At 64.6% G+C, this 17,877-nt stretch carries 14 protein-coding genes and 2 pseudogenes; 9 read left to right on the top strand and 7 right to left on the bottom strand.

Features of this window, described 5'->3' with window-relative positions; all coding sequences use genetic code 11:
• Positions 1-69: 69 nt before the first annotated feature.
• Positions 70-1,758: an alkaline phosphatase D family protein gene (locus QQS52_RS08960; RefSeq protein WP_472773537.1), complete on the top strand. Its 1,689-nt coding sequence runs from the start codon at positions 70-72 to the stop codon at positions 1,756-1,758.
• A gap of 29 nt (positions 1,759-1,787) precedes the next feature.
• Here the strand turns inward: QQS52_RS08960 and QQS52_RS08955 are convergent, their stop codons facing one another.
• The 6 genes and pseudogenes from QQS52_RS08955 to QQS52_RS08930 form a co-directional block, all read right to left on the bottom strand.
• Complete coding sequence (locus tag QQS52_RS08955; protein ID WP_472773536.1) at positions 1,788-2,879, bottom strand: ABC transporter ATP-binding protein; 1,092 nt, start codon at positions 2,877-2,879, stop codon at positions 1,788-1,790.
• Between the two features lie 5 nt (positions 2,880-2,884).
• Complete coding sequence (locus QQS52_RS08950) at positions 2,885-4,486, bottom strand: ABC transporter permease (RefSeq protein ID WP_472773576.1); 1,602 nt, start codon at positions 4,484-4,486, stop codon at positions 2,885-2,887.
• Positions 4,487-4,571: 85 nt separating this feature from the next.
• A pseudogene (locus QQS52_RS08945) lies at positions 4,572-5,648 on the bottom strand (ABC transporter substrate-binding protein).
• 162 nt (positions 5,649-5,810) lie between these two features.
• A pseudogene (locus tag QQS52_RS08940) lies at positions 5,811-7,218 on the bottom strand (aldehyde dehydrogenase family protein).
• Between the two features lie 89 nt (positions 7,219-7,307).
• A complete protein-coding gene (locus QQS52_RS08935) occupies positions 7,308-7,592 on the bottom strand; it encodes a hypothetical protein (RefSeq protein WP_472773535.1) in 285 nt (94 codons plus the stop codon).
• A 32-nt stretch (positions 7,593-7,624) separates the two neighbouring features.
• Positions 7,625-7,963, bottom strand: coding sequence for a flavin reductase family protein (locus tag QQS52_RS08930; protein ID WP_472773534.1), 339 nt, complete (start codon positions 7,961-7,963; stop codon positions 7,625-7,627).
• Positions 7,964-8,499: 536 nt separating this feature from the next.
• Here QQS52_RS08930 and QQS52_RS08925 point away from each other — a divergent pair.
• A complete protein-coding gene (locus QQS52_RS08925; RefSeq protein WP_472773533.1) occupies positions 8,500-8,655 on the top strand; it encodes a hypothetical protein in 156 nt (51 codons plus the stop codon).
• A 93-nt stretch (positions 8,656-8,748) separates the two neighbouring features.
• Here the strand turns inward: QQS52_RS08925 and QQS52_RS08920 are convergent, their stop codons facing one another.
• A complete protein-coding gene (locus QQS52_RS08920; RefSeq protein WP_472773532.1) occupies positions 8,749-10,221 on the bottom strand; it encodes an NAD-dependent succinate-semialdehyde dehydrogenase in 1,473 nt (490 codons plus the stop codon).
• A 233-nt stretch (positions 10,222-10,454) separates the two neighbouring features.
• Here QQS52_RS08920 and QQS52_RS08915 point away from each other — a divergent pair, with 233 nt between their 5' ends.
• The 7 genes from QQS52_RS08915 (at position 10,455) to trpA (ending at position 17,861) form a co-directional block, all read left to right on the top strand.
• Entirely contained in the window at positions 10,455-10,835 is a 381-nt protein-coding gene (locus QQS52_RS08915) for a YbaN family protein (protein WP_472773531.1), read from the top strand.
• Between the two features lie 233 nt (positions 10,836-11,068).
• A complete protein-coding gene (locus QQS52_RS08910) occupies positions 11,069-12,613 on the top strand; it encodes an anthranilate synthase component 1 (RefSeq protein WP_472773530.1) in 1,545 nt (514 codons plus the stop codon).
• Positions 12,610-13,221: a glutamine amidotransferase-related protein gene (locus QQS52_RS08905; protein WP_472773529.1), complete on the top strand. Its 612-nt coding sequence runs from the start codon at positions 12,610-12,612 to the stop codon at positions 13,219-13,221. The genes QQS52_RS08910 and QQS52_RS08905 overlap by 4 nt, the downstream gene beginning before the upstream one ends.
• Positions 13,222-13,286: 65 nt before the next feature.
• On the top strand, positions 13,287-14,312 hold the full coding sequence (gene trpD / locus QQS52_RS08900; RefSeq protein ID WP_472773528.1) for an anthranilate phosphoribosyltransferase: 1,026 nt from the start codon (positions 13,287-13,289) through the stop codon (positions 14,310-14,312).
• Positions 14,302-15,738 (top strand): bifunctional indole-3-glycerol-phosphate synthase TrpC/phosphoribosylanthranilate isomerase TrpF, encoded by a 1,437-nt coding sequence (gene trpCF, locus QQS52_RS08895; protein WP_472773527.1) that lies wholly within the window; start codon positions 14,302-14,304, stop codon positions 15,736-15,738. Before trpD ends, trpCF begins: the two co-directional genes overlap by 11 nt.
• Before the next feature lie 45 nt (positions 15,739-15,783).
• Entirely contained in the window at positions 15,784-17,001 is a 1,218-nt protein-coding gene (trpB, locus tag QQS52_RS08890; RefSeq protein ID WP_472773526.1) for a tryptophan synthase subunit beta, read from the top strand.
• 2 nt (positions 17,002-17,003) lie between these two features.
• Positions 17,004-17,861, top strand: coding sequence for a tryptophan synthase subunit alpha (gene trpA, locus QQS52_RS08885; RefSeq protein WP_472773525.1), 858 nt, complete (start codon positions 17,004-17,006; stop codon positions 17,859-17,861).
• Positions 17,862-17,877: the final 16 nt, after the last annotated feature.

Raw genomic sequence — 17,877 nt, 5'->3', positions numbered from 1 at the left:
TACTTAAGACTCAACTACCAGCTCTTATTCCCCCAGCGAGCGGCCCGGGACTGGGTTAGTTTGTCAGCCATGAAGACAACCCGTTTCTCTCGCCGCACGGCACTGACTGCCGCCTCGCTCACCGCAGCCGGCATCGCCGCGGCCCCCGCCTTTGCCCAAGACGAGCCAACCTCCCCGTTGGATATTTATAACCAGGATTCCGGTGCCAGCCTGCCGTTCTTACACGGTGTCGCCAGCGGCGGCCCGCTGCCGAGCTCCGTGGTTTTGTGGACCCGCGTTACCCCGGATCGTGACTCGCTGCCCGGCTCCGGCCTGGGCGAGCCCATCCGCGTCGACTGGGAGGTGTCTACCAGCCAGGAGTTCGGCGACATCGTCGCCCGCGGCACGGAGACCACCAGCCCGGATAGCGATCACACGATCCACGCCGAGCCGCACGACCTGAGCCCGGCTACCGAGTATTACTACCGCTTCCGCGTTGCCGACGGCCCGCACGCCGGGGCCGAGTCCCCGGTGGGTCGCACCAAGACCGCACCCGCCCACGGGGATAGCCCGGATCAGCTGACCTTCGCCGTGGCATCGTGCGCCAACTACGAGTCCGGCTTCTTCTGTGCCTACCGCGACATGGCCGAGCGCGGCTGGTCCGGCGAGCTCGACCTCGTGGTCTTCCTCGGCGATTACATCTACGAGTACGGCACGGGCGAGTACGTGGGCAAGTCCGGCATCGCCCGCCCGCACCACCCGTCGTGGGAGATCACCACCCTCGAGGACTACCGCATGCGCTACGGCCGGTACCGCACCGACGCCCACCTGCAGGCCGCGCACGCCTCCGCCCCGTGGGTCGTGACCTGGGATGACCACGAGTCCGCGAACAACGCCTGGCGCGACGGCGCGGAAAACCACACCGACGGATTCGCCGAGGGCCAGTGGGCCAGCCGCCGTGACCAGGCCCTGCAGGCCTACTTCGAGTGGATGCCGCTGCGCAAGGCCGGCACCTCGCAGGAAGGCCACCTGTACCGCAGCTTCCAGTTCGGCGACCTCATGGAGCTGACGCTGATGGATCTGCGCAGCTACCGGGACGCGGAAACCACCGCCGCCAACTTCGCCAGCCCGGACCGCACCATGCTCGGCAGCGAGCAGTTCGCCTGGTTGACCGACGTCGTGGAGACCTCTCCGGCGCGCTGGATGGTGCTGGGCAACTCGGTGATGATGTCGCCCATGCGTCTGCTGACCATGCCGGGCAACCGCGAGGCCGAAGAAGCAATCCAGGCGATGAAGGCCTCCCGCTCCGGTATCGCGCTCAACTCCGACCAGTGGGACGGCTACACCCACGACCGCGACAAGTTGCTCGAGCTTTTGGGGGAACGCGGCCGCCACAACTTCTTCGTCACCGGCGATATCCACTCCGAGTGGGCCAACTCCATCTACACCGGCGACAAGGAAGTCGCCTGCGAGATGGTGACCACGTCTATCTCCGCGCCGAACGTCGACGAAATCCTGACCGAAGCCACCGGCATCTACCACGCGGAGGATAACTCGACCTCCCAGCTGGTAGAAGGCGCCATCAAGGACGCGAACCCCAACGTCAACCACCTCGACTACGACGCCCACGGCTATGCGGTCGCGCAGCTGCGCGCCGACGACGTTGAGATGCGCTACTACCGCGTCTCAGACGTCGAGGACCCCGAGGCGAGCGTCTCCCTGCACACCACCCGCACCTGGCGCGTGGACGGCGGCTTCGATCCCTCGGACGGCGCATAGACGAGCCTTGAGGGCGAATTAATCCCGCCTTAAGCGCGGTCTGCGGCCGATTCCGGGTAGACCATCGGCCGGCTGATCTTCAGCCCTACGGCGTCGCCGATCTTGGGGTGGTGCTCCAGCCCTACGCTGGCACGGAAGGTGTGCCCGGAGCCGGTCTCGGCCGTGACCGAATACGCCGTGGTCTCAAAGAGCACCGAGGTCAGCGTGGCGTCGACGGCGCCCTTCTGACCCGGCGCGGTGACCTCCACGGTGCGGGGCAGGACGACGATTTCTACCGCTCCGCCGTCGGGTGGGGTAGCGTTTCCGGCTTCCCGCTCTTGCCTTGCCGCCCAGGCGAAGTCCTCCCAACCAATACCGAGGTCTGGGCACTCCACTGCGCTGTTGCGCACGCGGCCGTCCAGCACCGTGGCGTCGGAGATAAACCGCGCCACCGCGGGACTGGCAGGGCAGTGGAGCAACTCCGGGGCCGTGGCTATCTGCTGGATGCGACCGTCGGCCAGGACCACAATGCGATCGGCGACCGCTAGGGCCTCGGCGCGGTCGTGGGTCACGTGGACCGCCGTGAGCCCCTGGGTGCGCACCAGGGCCGTGAGATCGCGGCGCAGTTTGTCGCGCAGCGGCTCATCGAGGGCAGATAGCGCCTCGTCGAGGAGTAGCACGCTCGGGTTCGCCACCACCGCACGGGCCAGCGCCACTCGCTGCTGCTGCCCGCCGGAGAGAGTAGAGGGCTTGCGTTTGGCCATACCCTCCAGCCCGACCATGGTTAGCACCTCGTGGATCCGCTCCCGGCACGAAGCCGCAGCAACGCCTGCCATCTTCAGCGGATAGCCCACGTTGTCCGCGACACTCATGTGCGGCCAGACCGCGTGCTGTTGGAAGACCATGCCCATGCGGCGCTTTTCCGGGGGCAGGCCTGCTAGATCCTCGCCCGCCACGCGGAGTACGCCCGCCGTGGGGTGGACGAACCCAGCAATAGTGCGCAACAGCGTAGTCTTTCCCGACCCGGACGGGCCCACGAGCGCGACGAATTCGCCTTCTTCGACCGCTAGGCTCACCGAGTCTAGGCCCCGAGTTCCGTCGGGAAAATCGACGGTCAGGTCTTGTAATTCCAGAAATGACACTTTTCTTATTTTCCTTCCCCGGGGGACCGGGCGGACAGCGCGAGCGCGACGATGCCCACCACGCTAAACATCAGCGATAGCGCCGCCGCCTCGTTATAAGCCCCTGCCTGCTGCAGATTGAAAACCTGAACGCCCAGGGTCGTGGTGCCCGGCGCGATGAGCAGAATCGACACGGTTAGCTCGCGCACCGCAGTGACCGCCACGAGCACCGCCCCAGAAATGGCGGCGGGGATCGCCATAGCGCCCGTCGTAGACAGCAACGCCCGCACTTGCCCGGCGCCGGACATCCGCGCGGCCTCCTCAACGGCTAGGGGAGTGGTCCGCAGGGGAGCCCGCACGGCTTGTAGGACCAGGGCGGTGAAGGCGCACACGTACGCGCCCAGGATGACCCAGATCGTGTTGTAGATGCCGGTGTAGCGGCCGAAGATCAGCCAGGCGATGCCCACGATCATGCCGGGCAATGCCGTCGGCAGGAGCACCACGAGCGTCAGAGCGGTATTGCCCCACAGGCGCGTGCGGGTCACGACCAGGCCGACCGCCCAACCGATGATGCCGCACAAAACGGCGGCGCTCAGCGCGAGGAAGAGCGAGTTTTGGAAGCCGTCAATAACCCGCGGGTTAGACACCGCGTTGGTGAAATTATCCAGGGAGATATTCTCCCACGTAAACGGCACACCCGGCGCAGGCAACAGGGCTCGGTACGTCAGCCCCGCCAACGGGCCCACGGCAATCACCAACGCCACCGACCACGCGATCGCAAAGACCACCGCGCGCAGAGCGCCCAGCTCGAAGAGCGCGGGTTCGCCCGTTGCCTGCAGCGTCGTCGCCGCCCGCAGGGACACCACGTGCTCAGCGATGACAGCGCCGATGCCCAGCAGGAGCAGCACCAGGCCCAGCGTGGAGACCACCTGGAGGGGATTCGAGACAGTGCCCGAGTCCATGAAGCGGTACATCATCGTCGCCAGCGTCTCGAAGCCCTGCGGCGAGCCCAGGATGGCTGGGATGCCGAAGTCAGCCAGGTTGGACACCGCAGTCAGCGTAAACGACGACAGCAACGCGGGCCGCAGCAGCGGGAGCGTGACGGTCCAAAAGACCATAAACGGGCCGGCGCCGGAGACCCGGGCCGCCTGCTCCAGATCCGCCGGCAGGCCCCGCAGCGCCGCAGCAATGATGATGTAGACCATCGGGTAGGAGTGGACCAGCATCAACACCGTCACGCCGTCGGCGCCGTAGATATTCCATACCGCAGTGCCGAAGAGGCGGTTAACCCCCTGCGCCGGCCCGAACAGCTGCATCCAGGCGATGGCCCCGATAAACGGCGGGACCAGCAGCGGGGAGAGCAGCAGCAGACGCAGCCACCGCGTGCCTGCCGCGTCAGTGCGGTCCAGCACCAGCGCCATGGCGGTGCCCACGATGACCGCGCCCACCGCGGAGAGCAAGGTGGTAAAGAACGAGTTCCACGCCGCCTGGCCCAACCCGCTATCCAGCAACAGGGGCCACTGGTTGCCGCCCAAAGCCAGGGCCACGACCAGAGACAGCGGGATGACGAAGACCCCGGCGACCACGAGCCAGGTGCCGAAACGGGCGAGGGAAACCCCCGACAACAGCGACGTGGCGCTGGGGGCGGTGCCGGAGGCCTTAGTGGCCTGGGCGCTTCGCTGAGTGTTTCGCGTAAGTGTACTTGCCAAGGCTTTAGTTCATCGCGTCCTGGAATACCTTGACCGCGGCATTCTTGTCTTCGGTCACGGTGTCCAGATCCGGGGTCATGAGCTCAATCTCGTCTAGGGCCGGGGTGTTCTCCGGCACTCCGACGTCGTCGCGAACCGGCAGGTAGGACTGCTCCACCGCCAGTTTCTGGCCTTCCTCGGACAGCAGGAAGTTGATGTACTTCTCGGCGGCCTCCTGCTGTTCACTATCGGCAAAGACACCAGCCGGCTCCGTGATGTAGGGTGCGCCCTCGCTCGGGTAGGCGGTGGCGATGGGCGAGCCTTGGGCAGCCAGGTCGCGCACCAGATAATCCACGACGATGCCCACCGGGCGCGAGCCCGATGCGATCTCCTGGGAGGTGGGCCCGTTGGACTCCGCCACCATCGGGGAGTTCTCACCCAGCTGGTTGATCCAGTCCTCGCCGAGCTGTTCGTGGTTCTTCCAGACCGAGGCGTTGAAGGCCGCGGCGCCGGAGACCGCCGGGTTCGGCAGAACGATTTTGTCGCGATACTCCGGGTCGACCAAGTCGGCCCATGACTGCGGGGCGTCAGCCTCATCGATAACGTCGGTGTTGTAGGCGATCACCGTCGGGATGATGCGGGTGCCGACGTAGTAACCGTCCTCCGAGACTGCCTCATCGATGAGACTGGAGGTGTCCACGTCCTTTAGCTGGCTCAGGTCGTCGCTGGCGACGTACTGGTCGAAGGTGGCGGAGTCCGCCGCCCACAGGACGTCGGCCTCAATACCGCCGGAGGACTTTTCGGATTCGATACGGGCATTCAGGTCGCCCGTACCCGCGCGGTAGACCTCCACGGAGATATCCGGGTGTGCCTTTTCGAACGCCGCGTTGATTTCATCAACCTTGTCCTCCGGCTCGGAGGTGTAGACCGTCAGGGTCGTCTGGTCGCCCTCGGCTGCGGGGTCGCCTCCGCCGTTGCCGTTTTAGGCTGGTTCGGAGCAGGCAGTTAACGCCAGCCCCACGGTCGCCACGCCCGCGATAACGGCTGCCGCACGCGGGCGGTGGGAGGGACAGTAGCGGCTAAAGGAACCGGAGAGTTTCATGCGCAAACTCCTTCATACAAGTGATAGAGATAGGGACTTTAGCGTGGGCTCTTTAGCTCAGAGCCTCGACACCATGTCTGACCATCCAAGTCCCCGGAGGTTAATACCAGGTTCTCTCCACGTTGCGCTGCGGTGAATTATCTCCCCGGCCAGTTTCGGCCTTTAGCCGTTGATGATGTGCGGGTAGGCCAAGCCCTTCAGTCCCTCCGCGCCGAATTCCACCCCGTAGCCGGAGGACTTAACGCCGCCGAAGGGCACACGGGGATCCACCCCGCCGTGGCCGTTGATCCACGTGGTTCCGGCCTCCAGCCGGGCAGCCACGCGGCGCGCACGCTCGCGGTCGCTGGACCAGACTGACGACCCCAGCCCGACATCCAGCTTGTTCGCCTACTCGATGGCCCACTCCTCGTCCTCGTAGTCAATGATCGGCAACACTGGGCCAAACTGCTCTTCCACCACGAGCGCGTTATCCGGATCGATGTCCTTGATCAACGTGGCGGGATAGAAGTAGCCCGGCGCGTCGTAGTCCGGTTCGCCGCCGAGCAGCACCGTGGCGCCACCGTTTTTTGCCTCCTTGACCAAGCGGTCGACGATCTCGAATTGCTGCTGGTTCTGCAGCGGACCAAGCACGTTGCCCTCCTCGAGACCAACGCCCATGGGGGAGTTTTTAGCCACCTCAATCTGGGCAGCCACGACGTCGTATTGTGCCGCCGGTACGTAGAGGCGCTTCATCGCCGCGCAGGTCTGGCCGGTATCAATGAATGCACCCCAGAAGAGATCGCCTGCGATAGCGTCGATGTCCGCGTCATCCAGGACGACGCCGGCGTCGTTACCGCCCAGCTCTAGCGTCAGGCGCGTCAGGTTGGCCGCGGAGGATTCCACGATCTTACGACCCGTGGCGGTCGATCCGGTGAGCATAATCTTGTCGATCCCGGAGTGCGTCGACATCGCCGCGCCTACTTCACCGTCACCGGTAACCACTTGGAGCACGTCCTCGGGCAGCACTTCGTTGATGATCTTCATCAACGCCAGCACGGATAGCGGCGTGTATTCGGAAGGCTTTACAACGACCGCGTTCCCCATCCGCAGCGCCGGGGCCACATGCCAGACGGTGATCATCATGGGCCAATTCCACGGGCCGATAGCTCCCTCCACGCCTAGGGGGCGGTAGTGCACCCCGGCCGTGATGTCGTCCTCCACCGCGGTGTAGTCCGGGGAATCGAAGAACGCCGTGCCGCGCAGCCAGGCCGAGCACGCACCGACTTCAAAGCGCGCGTTCGGCCCGTTGAGCGGCTAACCCTGCTCGCGGGAGAGCAGCTCCGCCAGCACCTCCGCGTGTTCCTCGATGGCGTCAGCAGCCTTGAGCAAAAGGTCGCGGCGGGCGGCATCCCCTATTCGGTCGAAGTCTTTCTGCGCTGCGCGAGCCTTATTCACCGCAGTGTCGACGTCATCCACCGTGCCGACGGGCGCGACGCCGACGACCTTCTTCGGTCGCCGGATTGATGATTTCGCGCCCCTTGTCCAAGTCGACGTCGGGGAGCAGGTCAGAGTAGTTGTGCACAGTGGTCATGGGAACTCCCTGAAAAGATTCAAAGGGCCAAGATTGATCCCCAGTATTGCACAGGTCACATATCAATGGTTTCACGTGAAACCATGAGGTTAGTTGGCGGTACCTTCCAGGCCCTGCCGGGCTTCCTCAGAGGCGCCCGGGACGCGCATCTCGAACTTCTCGAGGACTACCGTGTAGTCGAAGTAGCCCATGCGGGCGATCGGCTCGGCCTTGAGGATGTCGAGCAGCCCATCCTCGGTCAGATAATCGTCATCGATGTGAATCTTCTCGACCCGCGCGAATACGACGTCGATGCTGCCCTGGTTGGAGTTGCCCATGAGCCGTTGCGTGGACAGGTAGCGGCACTCGAAGTGGACCGGCGACTCCTTGACCATGGGGATGGGGTAGTTGTCCGCGTAGACCCTGTTTAGTCGAGGTGGTCCCACTCGCTCTCGTCCGTCTCGAGCGCCATGGCAGACTTGTTAACCTCTTCGCGGAGGGGATAGGTGGCCATGTTCCAGGCAAACCATCCGGTGCGCTCAGCATTAATGACCGTATCCTTGCGGCACCCGTCGGGGTAGTGGTTCGAGGAGAACATCACCATTGGCGGGTCAAACGTCAGGTTCTGCCACTGACTGTAAGGCGCGATATTTTCCCGACCGTCTTCGCTCACCGAGGAGAGCCATCCGATGGGGCGAGGCACGGTGCAGCCCTTAAACGGCGAGTGCGGCAGTCCGGAGCTTCCAGTTAACGGGTTGAACTTCATGGAAGAAACCTTCCTGGTTTGGTGGATGGGGCTGGCCGGTTAACGCAATACTATGCGCACCCGGAGAGCCCAGCACGTCCTTTTCACCCCGAATGCGAATGTTTCACGTGGAACACTGAGTCTCACAGGCGCGACGAAAATTCCGTTAGCCCCACTGCGCCTCGCACAGATTTTGACGACAATTTCCTTATTGACGCCTATCGCCCCTAAGCACCCGCAAAATACGAATCCCAACCACGCAGAATTGAAGCTCGACTTTGAGCGTCGTCAAAAGAATTGTTTTGCCGATAACAGCGGCCCTGGCTCTTTTGTGTACTTGCTTAGGCACAGCCGCGACAGTTTCTACCGTCGCCCCTTGGCTCACCGAGGTTACCGGTAATCCGCGGGCCGGCATACCTTATTCCGTTTGCTTTACGGTCTGCGGGCTCAGTTTCACAGTCTTTCTTGCCATCTGCACCTGGTTCTGCCTGACCCGGGGCGGGCGATCACGGGCCGCATTCTTGCTGCGCTCCCTAATCGCCATGATCATCTTGTGGATGGTAGCGGCAGTAGCCTGCAGCGTCTGGTTCACCATTGAGGTCAAAGACTTCGGCTACCCAGGAATCTTGGGAGTTCTCACTGCGCTGTCCATCGGCACTCTAATGGTCGATGTCCTACGTCGGGTCAAAGCGGGCATCGATTCGCGAGCCTAGGGGCCGACCCATAGCAGACTTAACCGGGGTGGATATCGACTATCCACCCCGGTTTTTGCGTACCCGAGGAGCTGGGCTGGGCCCTAGCTAGGCCTAGTTTGCGTAAGGGTCGCGGATGCCCAGGTACTGGACCTCGGTGTATTCTTCGATGCCCTCAGCGCCGCCCTCGCGGCCCAATCCGGACTGCTTCACGCCGCCGAAGGGGGCGGCGGCGTTGGAGATGACGCCGGAATTGAAGCCCATCAGGCCGAATTCCAGCCCGTCGGCAAGGCGCCAGAGACGGTCCGAATCCTCAGAGTAGACGTAGGAGGCTAGACCATACTCGGTGTCATTGGCCAGCTCGATGACCTCGGCCTCCGAGCGGAAGATCATGATGGGGGCGATGGGTCCGAAGATCTCTTCACGCATCACGCGGGCCCGGCTGGATACGTTGCTCAGGACGGTGGGGCGGAAGAAATAGCCCGGCTTCTTTACGGCGCGCTGATCCGTTTCCACGGTCGCGCCCTTGGAGACGGCGTCCTCGACGAGCTTCTCCAGGTTCTTGAGGGCTTTTTCCTCGATGACCGGACCACAGGTGGTCTTCTCGTCTAGGCCGTTGCCGAGCTTCAGCTGGCCCATCCGCTTGGCCAGCTTGCGGGTGAATTCCTCCGCAACGGATTCGTGGACGAAGAAGCGGTTGGCGGCGGTACAGGCCTCGCCCATGTTCCGCATCTTGGCGCCCATGGCACCCTCGACGGCCTGGTCGATATCGGCGTCCTCGAAGACGATGAAGGGAGCGTTGCCGCCGAGCTCCATCGAGGTGCGCAGGACGTTGTGGGATGCCGACTTGAGCAGCGAGCGGCCGACTGCGGTGGAGCCGGTGAAGGACACTTTCCGCAGGCGGGCATCGGCAAGCAGGGGATTGGAAATCGTGGAGGCGGACTGCCCGGAGACCACGTTGAGCACGCCCGCGGGCAGGCCGGCGTCCTCCATGGTCTTGGCGAAGTACTGCGCAGTCAGCGGGGTGAGCTTGGCGGGCTTGAGGACCATCGTGCAGCCGGCGGCCACGGCGGGTGCGACCTTGCGGGTCGCCATGGCCAACGGGAAGTTCCACGGGGTAATCAGCAGGCACGGTCCCACCGGCTTGCGGCGGGTAATCATGCGCAGCGTCCCCTCCGGGACGGGGGAGGAGTGGCCGTAAACGCGCACGGCTTCCTCGCTGAACCAGCGCAGGTACTCCGCGCCGTAGGTAACCTCGCCGCGGGACTCAGCCAAGGGCTTGCCCATCTCCAGGGTCATCAAGGTGGCGAAGTCTTCCGCGCGCTCGTGGACGAGCTCGAAGGCGCGGCGCAAGATCTCGGCACGCTCCCGCGGGGACGTTGCGGCCCACTGGTCTTGGACAGAACACGCGGAGTTCAAAGCCGCCAGGGCGTCCGCCGAGGACCCGGAGGCCATCGTGGCGATAACTTCCTTAGTGGCGGGGTTTTCCACCTCATAGGTGGAACCGTCGCTAGAGTCGCGCCACTCGCCGCAGATCAGCAAACCCTTCGGTACGCGACTGAGAAGCTCTTCCACATTAACTGCCATGTCCCACTCCTAAACTACTAATTGAGGTTCCCTTCTGATCGCCACTCTACACTTGTCTAGAAAAATGCGGCCCCGATCACACCTTCGGAAACGAATCGGGGATGGACACTCACTCGCGTCCTTATAGTCACTGTGACGTTATCTCTTGGTGACGTTGGTAACGTTGTGTTGCGACTCTGATCCCACGTTTGGCAAATGGTGGGCGGGGGAGGACATCCGCTAGGGTGGCAACTATGCGGAACGCGTTACTCATTGGTCTTGGCTGGGTATGCGTGGCCCTGGCGGCGATCGGGGTAGTGCTGCCCCTTCTGCCGACGACACCCTTCCTGCTGTTCAGCGCGTTCTGCTTCGCCCGCAGTTCCGAACGCTTCCACGCCTACCTCTACAACCACCGGGTCTTCGGCTCCTACCTCCGCAACTACGAGTCGGGCCAGATGAGTACCCGCCACAAGGGCCGCACGCTCAGCATCATGTGGATAGGCATCCTCGTCTCCGCCGCCTTGATCAACAAGCCCATCGTCTGGGTAGTGTCCATCATCATCGCCAGTTGCGTGACCGTGCATCTGTGGCGCCTACGGCCAGCGGAGACCCAAGAGCCCGCCCGGAATAAATAAATCTCCCGATTCGCTCCCAACATTCGGAGTTTCTACGATAGAATAGGTTTCATGAAGCAGAACACACTCAACGCCCAGTGGTGGTGGCTCGCTTAACGTAGCGGACCACCAGCTTCTAGTCATGTCTTAGGTCCGCTTAGCGCGGGCCTAGTGGTGTTTCCACACCTCTCTTGCTCGCGGTAAAGCAAAGTTCCCACCGCTTCCACACCTTCGACCCGCAAGAGAGGTCTTCAATGACGCTAGTAACCGCTAGCCAGACGCTGGCTTTTCACGGCGATACCGCAGCCGTGTTCCAAGAGCTCAGCACGCCGCACAACAGCCTCCTGCTGGAATCCGCGGACATCCAGTCCAAGGACAGCCTCAATTCCCTAGCCGTCCTCACCGCCGCCGCCAAGGTGGTCTGCCAGGACGATGAAGTCACCGCCACCGCCCTCACTGCGACTGGCCAGCAGATTGTTTCGCGCCTGAAGGAGCAGTTTTCCCACCGTTTACTAAGCGACTCCGCTGCTCAGGCCACGTTCCGCTTTAGCCGCTCCACGGCCATTGACGAGCGGGAGCGACTGCGCGAGCAATCAACGGTCTCCGTCCTCCGGGCTCTACAGGCGGACGCCGGCTACAGCGACGGGATGCTTCCCTTCGTCGCGGGCGGCTTCGCCTTCGACTACCTCGCCGGCTTCGAAGAGCTGCCCGCCGTCGCGGACGGCGCTAACACCTACCCGGACTACGAGTTCATAGTGGCCCAGGAGTTGCTGCACGTCGACCATCAGGCGGGCGAAGCTCACCTGCACGTGGTGGGGGTTGATGAGGGCCAGGTCGACCAGCAGCTGGGCGACCTGGTGCGCCGCGTCCATGGCGTTAGGGATAATCTACAGCGGGCGACCTCCACAGTGGGGGAGCCCAACACCACCTTCCAGGCGCGGGCGGACCGCACCGACGAGGAGTTCCGGGCCATCGTCGAGCAGATGAAGGAGCACGTTCACGCCGGCGATATCTACCAGGTCGTGCCGGCCCGGGCCTTTAGCATCCCCTGTTCGGACGCCTTCGCTGCTTACCGCGAACTGCGCGCGGCGAACCCCTCGCCCTATATGTTCTACGTGCGCGGCAGCGACTACGAGCTTATCGGCGCCTCCCCGGAATCCAACTTGAAGTACAATCCGGAGACCCACGAGCTGCAGCTGTATCCCATCGCCGGCACTCGGCCCCGCGGGTTGAACCCGGACGGCAGCCTCAACGAAGAGCTGGATGTCCGCAATGAACTGGACCTACGCACGGACTCCAAGGAGCTAGCCGAGCACACCATGCTAGTTGACCTGGCCCGCAACGACCTGGCGCGCGTCTGCGTGCCGGGGACCCGGAAGGTCTCCGCGCTGATGCAGGTGGACCGCTACTCCCGCGTGATGCACCTGGTCTCCCGCGTGACGGGCCAGCTGGACGAAGGCCTCGACGCCCTGGACGCCTACCGCGCGTGCATGAACATGGGCACGCTCTCGGGCGCGCCGAAGCTCAAGGCCACGGAGCTGCTCCGCAACGCCGAGGGGACCCGGCGCGGCTCCTACGGCGGGGCAGTGGGTTACCTCCGCGGCGACGGGGTGATGGACAACTGCATAGCCATTCGCTCCGCCTTCATTCGCGGCTCCCGCGCCATCGTCCAGGCCGGCGCCGGGGTGGTGCGGGACTCCTCGCCCCAGGCCGAGGCCGATGAAACCGTCCACAAGGCCATCGCCGTGCTGAAGGCCATCGCCACCGCCCACCACGCCGAATTGGAGGTTATCCGATGAGCGACAAGCGCCCCACCGTGGCCGTCATCGACAACCACGACTCCTTCGTCTACAACCTGACCGACGCGCTGCGCGCCTACGACGTGCACGTTTTCCGCAACACCGTGGACGTCGACGCGGTCCTGGAGACCCAACCGGACGTCCTTTGCCTCTCGCCGGGGCCGGGCCACCCGCGCGAGGCGGGCAACCTCATGGAATTCGTTGAGCGCGCCGCCGGCCGCATCCCACTGCTGGGCATCTGCCTGGGCTTCCAGGCTCTGTGCGAGCACTTCGGCGGCCCCGTCGAGCGCTGCGGCCCCGTCCACGGCCAGGCGGTTCCCATGCAGCTGACCGAGGAAGGGACCGCCAGCGAGCTTTTCGCCGGGCTGGGCACCGACGCCAACCCGGCGGCCGTGCCGGTCGCGCGCTACCACTCCCTGGGCTGCCGAAATCTCCCGGAACCGCTGCGGCCCTTGGCCACCACGGAGACCGCCATCGGTCCGGTCGTCATGGCCGCTGATAACGCGGAGGGCACCATCTTAGGCCTGCAGTTCCACCCCGAGTCCATCCTGAGCCCGACCGGCCCGCTAATCCTGGAGCGGTGCATCGCCCGGCTCAGCCCCGACTAGGGCGATGCTAACCCGAAGCAACCACCCCCTAAAGACTTAGAACTATCACTCAAGGAGTCCAGTACATGGCAAACCCCGAATCCCGCAGGATTCTGCAGCAGTTCCTCGACAACTACGAGCCGACGGTGGAGGAGGCTATGGAGGCCTTCGCCCCCTTGGCGGTCGGCGACTACGACGACATTCAGATCACGGCAATTCTTACGCACATCCGCACTCGCGGAGAGACCTTCGCGGACGTGGCCGGCGCGGCCAAGGCCTTCCTCAAGGTGGGCTACCCGTTCCCGATCACGGGCGAGGGCCTCATGGACACCGCGGGTACGGGCGGCGACGGCGCCAACACGATCAACATCACCACCGCGGCGTCGCTGGTCGCCGCCGCCGGGGGAGTGAAGATGGTCAAGCACGGCAACCGCTCGGTCTCCTCCAAGTCCGGCTCCGCGGACGTGCTGGAGGCGCTGAATATCCCGCTCGACCTCGACGCCCCGCGCGCCGTGCGGCAGTTCGAGGCCTCCGGCTTCACCTTCCTCTTCGCCCCGGCTTACAACCCGGCCGTCGCGCACGTGCAGCCGGTGCGCAAGGCGCTGGGGGTCTCCACGCTCTTCAACACCATGGGTCCGCTGCTGTCCCCGGCCCGCCCGGAATTCCAGATCATGGGCATTGCCAACCCCGACCAGGGCCAGCTCATCGCCGAGGTCTTTAAGGAGCTCGGCCGCAGTCGCGGCCTGGTGATCCACGGCGCCGGCACAGACGAGATCGCCACCCACGGCACCACGCTGGTCTGGGAGCTGCGCGACGGGGAGATCACCCACTACGAGCTCACGCCGGAGGACATGGGCATCGGCCGCCACCAGCTGGCCGACCTGGTTGGCGGTGAGGGCAAGGACAACGCCGCCGCCATCCGCGCCGTCTTCGCGGGACAGGGGAGCGAGGCCCACTTCGACACTATCGCGGCCACCGCGGGCGCCATGTTCTACCTGGACGGCCACGACGAAACCATCGCCGAAGGCGTGGCCCGCGCCCAGCAGCTGATCACCTCCGGCGAGGTCAACGCATGGTTGGCCAAGCACGAGGAGGCCGACTATGCCCAGTAATCCTTCTTCTGCGAATCCTTCCGGGGCTCTGCCCACGGTGCTGGAGAATATCGTGGCGAACCGCCGGAGGCACCTGCCGGAAATCCGGGAGCGCCTCGCCCATGTGGATATCTCCGCGCTGCCGCGCTCCGAGCGCTCGCTCTACGAGTCCCTTAAGGGAAGCAACCGCTTCATTATGGAGTGCAAGTCTTCCTCGCCGTCGTTGGGGCTTATTCGCTCGGATTATCGCCCCGGGGACATGGCCCGCATCTACTCGCGCTACGCCGCGGGCATCTCGGTGTTGTGCGAGCCCGACTACTTCGGCGGGGACTACGACCACCTGCAGACCGTCTCCCTGTCCACGCACCTGCCTGTGCTCTGCAAAGACTTCATCGTCGATCCTATCCAGGTTTACGCGGCCCGCTACTACGGGGCGGACGCCATCCTACTCATGATGTCAATCGTCAACGACGAGGAATTCGCCGAGCTCAAGGCGCTCGCAGACAAGCTCGGTCTCGACGTGCTCACCGAGGCGATCACCCCGGAGGAAGTCCAGCGCGCGGAAAACTTCGGCGTCGATATCATCGGCATCAACAACCGGAACCTCCACGAACTAAGCATCGACCTGAGCCGCACGGAGCGACTGGCCAGCCTGGTATCCCCGGGCAAGGTGATAATCTCCGAATCCGGCATCCGCGATCACACCACAGTCCGTCGTTTGGGCGCGTACGCCAACGCCTTCCTGGTCGGCTCCCAGCTGTCCTCGCAGCCGGACGTGGACCGGGCGGCCCGCGAGCTGGTCTACGGCACCCACAAGGTCTGCGGCCTCACCGCCCCGGAGCACGCCCAGGCGGCTCGGGCCGCCGGCGCCTGCTACGGCGGCCTAATCTTCGAGGAGGCCAGCCCCCGCAATGTTTCACGTGAAACCGCGGAAAAGATCATCAGCGCCGAGCCGGGCCTCCGCTACGTGGTCGTCAGCCGCCGCGAAGACGACTTCGCCGAGCTCGCCCTCCCCGGCGTCCACGCCATCCAGGTGCAGGCCCCGCACCAGGGCAGCCTGGACGGCGAGCGAGCTCTCATCGCCAAGGCCCAGGAGCAGACTGGGGGAGCGGAGGTCTGGCGCGCCGTCTCCATGACCGACCCCGAGCACGCCGCCCTCGCCGAAGACCTCTCCCGCGAGGCCGACCTCCTGGTCCTCGACTCCGGCCACGGCGGCACGGGCCAAACCTTCCGATGGTCGGATGTCCCCGACGCGGTGAAGGAACGCAGCCTGCTCGCCGGCGGCATCGACCACACCAACCTGACGGCCGCGCTGGCGGTCGGCACCCGCGGACTGGACCTGAACTCCGGGCTCGAGAGTCGACTGGGCTGCAAGGACACCGGGCGTATCGCCCGTGCCTTCCAGGAAATCCACACCAACACCGAAGCAACATCCCTGAACAGCTAAACCCAAACCAGAACATACAAGCACACAAGACAAAAGGAGATTCCCATGGCGGAAGTTTCACGTGAAACCAAGAAGACCATCCTCCCAGCCTATTTCGGGGAGTTTGGCGGGCAGTTCGTACCTGAGTCCCTCATCCCGGCCCTCGACCAGCTCGAGGCCGCCTTCGTCGAAGCGATGGACGACCCGGAGTTCCACGAGGAGCTGGCCGGCTATCTCAAGGACTACCTGGGCCGCCCGACCCCGCTGACCGAAGCGACCAGGCTGGGCGGCAAGGCCCGCATCTTCCTCAAGCGCGAGGACTTGGTCCACGGTGGCGCCCACAAAACCAACCAGGTCATCGGCCAGGCGCTTCTGGCTAAGCGCATGGGCAAGACCCGCATCATCGCAGAGACCGGCGCCGGCCAGCACGGCACCGCGACGGCGCTGGCCTGCGCGCTGCTCAACCTGGAGTGCGTGGTCTACATGGGCGCCAAGGACGTCCAGCGCCAGCAGCCCAATGTCTACCGCATGGAGCTCATGGGGGCGAAGGTGGTCCCAGTCGACACCGGCTCGGGCACACTCAAGGACGCCGTGAACGAGGCCCTGCGCGATTGGACCGCCACCTTCCACGAATCCCACTACCTGTTGGGCACCGCGGCGGGCCCGCACCCCTTCCCGACGATCGTGCGCGAATTCCATCGCGTCATCTCGACCGAGGCGAAGGCTCAGATGCTCGAGCGCACCGGCGGCCTGCCCGACGTAGTGGTCGCCTGCGTGGGTGGCGGCTCCAACGCCATCGGCATGTTCGCCGACTTCATCGATGAAGAAGGGGTGGAACTCGTCGGCGCCGAGCCCGGCGGCGAGGGCCTTGATTCCGGCCGCCACGGCGCGACCATCAACAACGGCACCGTGGGCATCCTACACGGCGCCCGCAGCTACCTGATGCGCAACGCGGACGGCCAGGTCGAGGAATCCTATTCCATCTCCGCCGGCCTGGACTACCCGGGCGTCGGCCCGCAGCACGCCTACCTGTCCGTCACCGGCCGCGCGAAGTACGTCGGCATCACCGACGCCGAAGCCCTGCACGCCTTCCAGCTGCTGAGCCAGAAGGAAGGCATCATCCCGGCCCTCGAGTCCTCCCACGCCCTGGCTTACGCACTCAAGCGCAACGACGAGGACATCACCATCCTGGTCTCCCTATCCGGCCGCGGTGACAAGGACATCGACCACGTGCGCGCCACCCTTAAGGCCCACCCCGAACTGCAACTGAACCAGGAGGACTAAAAATGACCGCCAACCGCTACGAAAAGATGTTTTCCGTCCTCACTGAGCGCAACGAGGGAGCCTTCATTCCCTTCATTATGCTCAGCGACCCGAACTCCGAGGACTGCCTGGCCACCATCCGCGCTGTCGTTAATGCCGGCGCCGACGCGCTCGAGCTGGGCGTGCCGTTCTCCGACCCGGTGGCCGACGGCCCAACCATCCAGGCCTCCCATATCCGCGCCCTCGACGGCGGTGCCACCGTGGATCTGGCTCTGGAGACCATCCGTAAGGTCCGCGCCGAATTCCCCGAGCTGCCCATCGGCATGCTCATCTACGGCAACGTCGCCTTCACCCGCGGCCGCGACAAGTTCTACGCGGAGTTCCACGACGCCGGCGCGGATTCCATCCTGCTGCCGGACGTTCCGGTGCGAGAGGGCGAGCCCTTCGCAGAGTCCGCCAACAAGGCCGGCATCGATCCCATCTTCATCGCCCCGGCCCGCGCCACCGATGCCACCCTTGCCGGCGTGGCAGCGCTTTCCGAGGGCTATATCTACGCCATCTCCCGCGACGGCGTGACCGGTACGGAGCGCACCTCCGAGACGCTCGGACTCGAGGAGGTCGTACACAACGTCGCGCGCCACGACGGTCCGCCGGTCCTGCTCGGCTTCGGCATCTCCCAGCCGGAGCACGTCCGGGATGCCATTGCCGCTGGGGCTTCCGGCGCCATCACAGGCTCCGCCATCACCCAGATCATCAACGAATACGTCGAGCGCACCGATCCGGACGATGAGCACTCGCCGGCCCGCGTGACCGACCGAGAAGCACTCGACGCCAAACTTGGCGAGTATGTCTCCGCGATGAAGGAAGCCACCCGCCGCTAGGCACAGGCACGCAGTA

Source organism: Corynebacterium sp. 1103A, assembly GCF_055700955.1.
This window is presented reverse-complemented; position numbering and strand designations above follow the sequence as displayed.

What these genes read in the sequence shown, in the direction of transcription:
- trpCF (WP_472773527.1), top strand. Translation starts at nt 14,302, where the DNA reads ATGCCCAGTAATCCTTCTTCTGCGAATCCTTCCGGGGCTCTGCCCACG.
- QQS52_RS08910 (WP_472773530.1), top strand. Translation starts at nt 11,069, where the DNA reads ATGACGCTAGTAACCGCTAGCCAGACGCTGGCTTTTCACGGCGATACC.
- trpA (WP_472773525.1), top strand. Translation starts at nt 17,004, where the DNA reads ATGACCGCCAACCGCTACGAAAAGATGTTTTCCGTCCTCACTGAGCGC.
- QQS52_RS08935 (WP_472773535.1), bottom strand. Translation starts at nt 7,592, where the DNA reads ATGGTCAAGGAGTCGCCGGTCCACTTCGAGTGCCGCTACCTGTCCACG.
- QQS52_RS08925 (WP_472773533.1), top strand. Translation starts at nt 8,500, where the DNA reads ATGGTAGCGGCAGTAGCCTGCAGCGTCTGGTTCACCATTGAGGTCAAA.
- trpB (WP_472773526.1), top strand. Translation starts at nt 15,784, where the DNA reads ATGGCGGAAGTTTCACGTGAAACCAAGAAGACCATCCTCCCAGCCTAT.
- trpD (WP_472773528.1), top strand. Translation starts at nt 13,287, where the DNA reads ATGGCAAACCCCGAATCCCGCAGGATTCTGCAGCAGTTCCTCGACAAC.
- QQS52_RS08930 (WP_472773534.1), bottom strand. Translation starts at nt 7,963, where the DNA reads ATGAAGTTCAACCCGTTAACTGGAAGCTCCGGACTGCCGCACTCGCCG.
- QQS52_RS08960 (WP_472773537.1), top strand. Translation starts at nt 70, where the DNA reads ATGAAGACAACCCGTTTCTCTCGCCGCACGGCACTGACTGCCGCCTCG.
- QQS52_RS08915 (WP_472773531.1), top strand. Translation starts at nt 10,455, where the DNA reads ATGCGGAACGCGTTACTCATTGGTCTTGGCTGGGTATGCGTGGCCCTG.
- QQS52_RS08905 (WP_472773529.1), top strand. Translation starts at nt 12,610, where the DNA reads ATGAGCGACAAGCGCCCCACCGTGGCCGTCATCGACAACCACGACTCC.
- QQS52_RS08920 (WP_472773532.1), bottom strand. Translation starts at nt 10,221, where the DNA reads ATGGCAGTTAATGTGGAAGAGCTTCTCAGTCGCGTACCGAAGGGTTTG.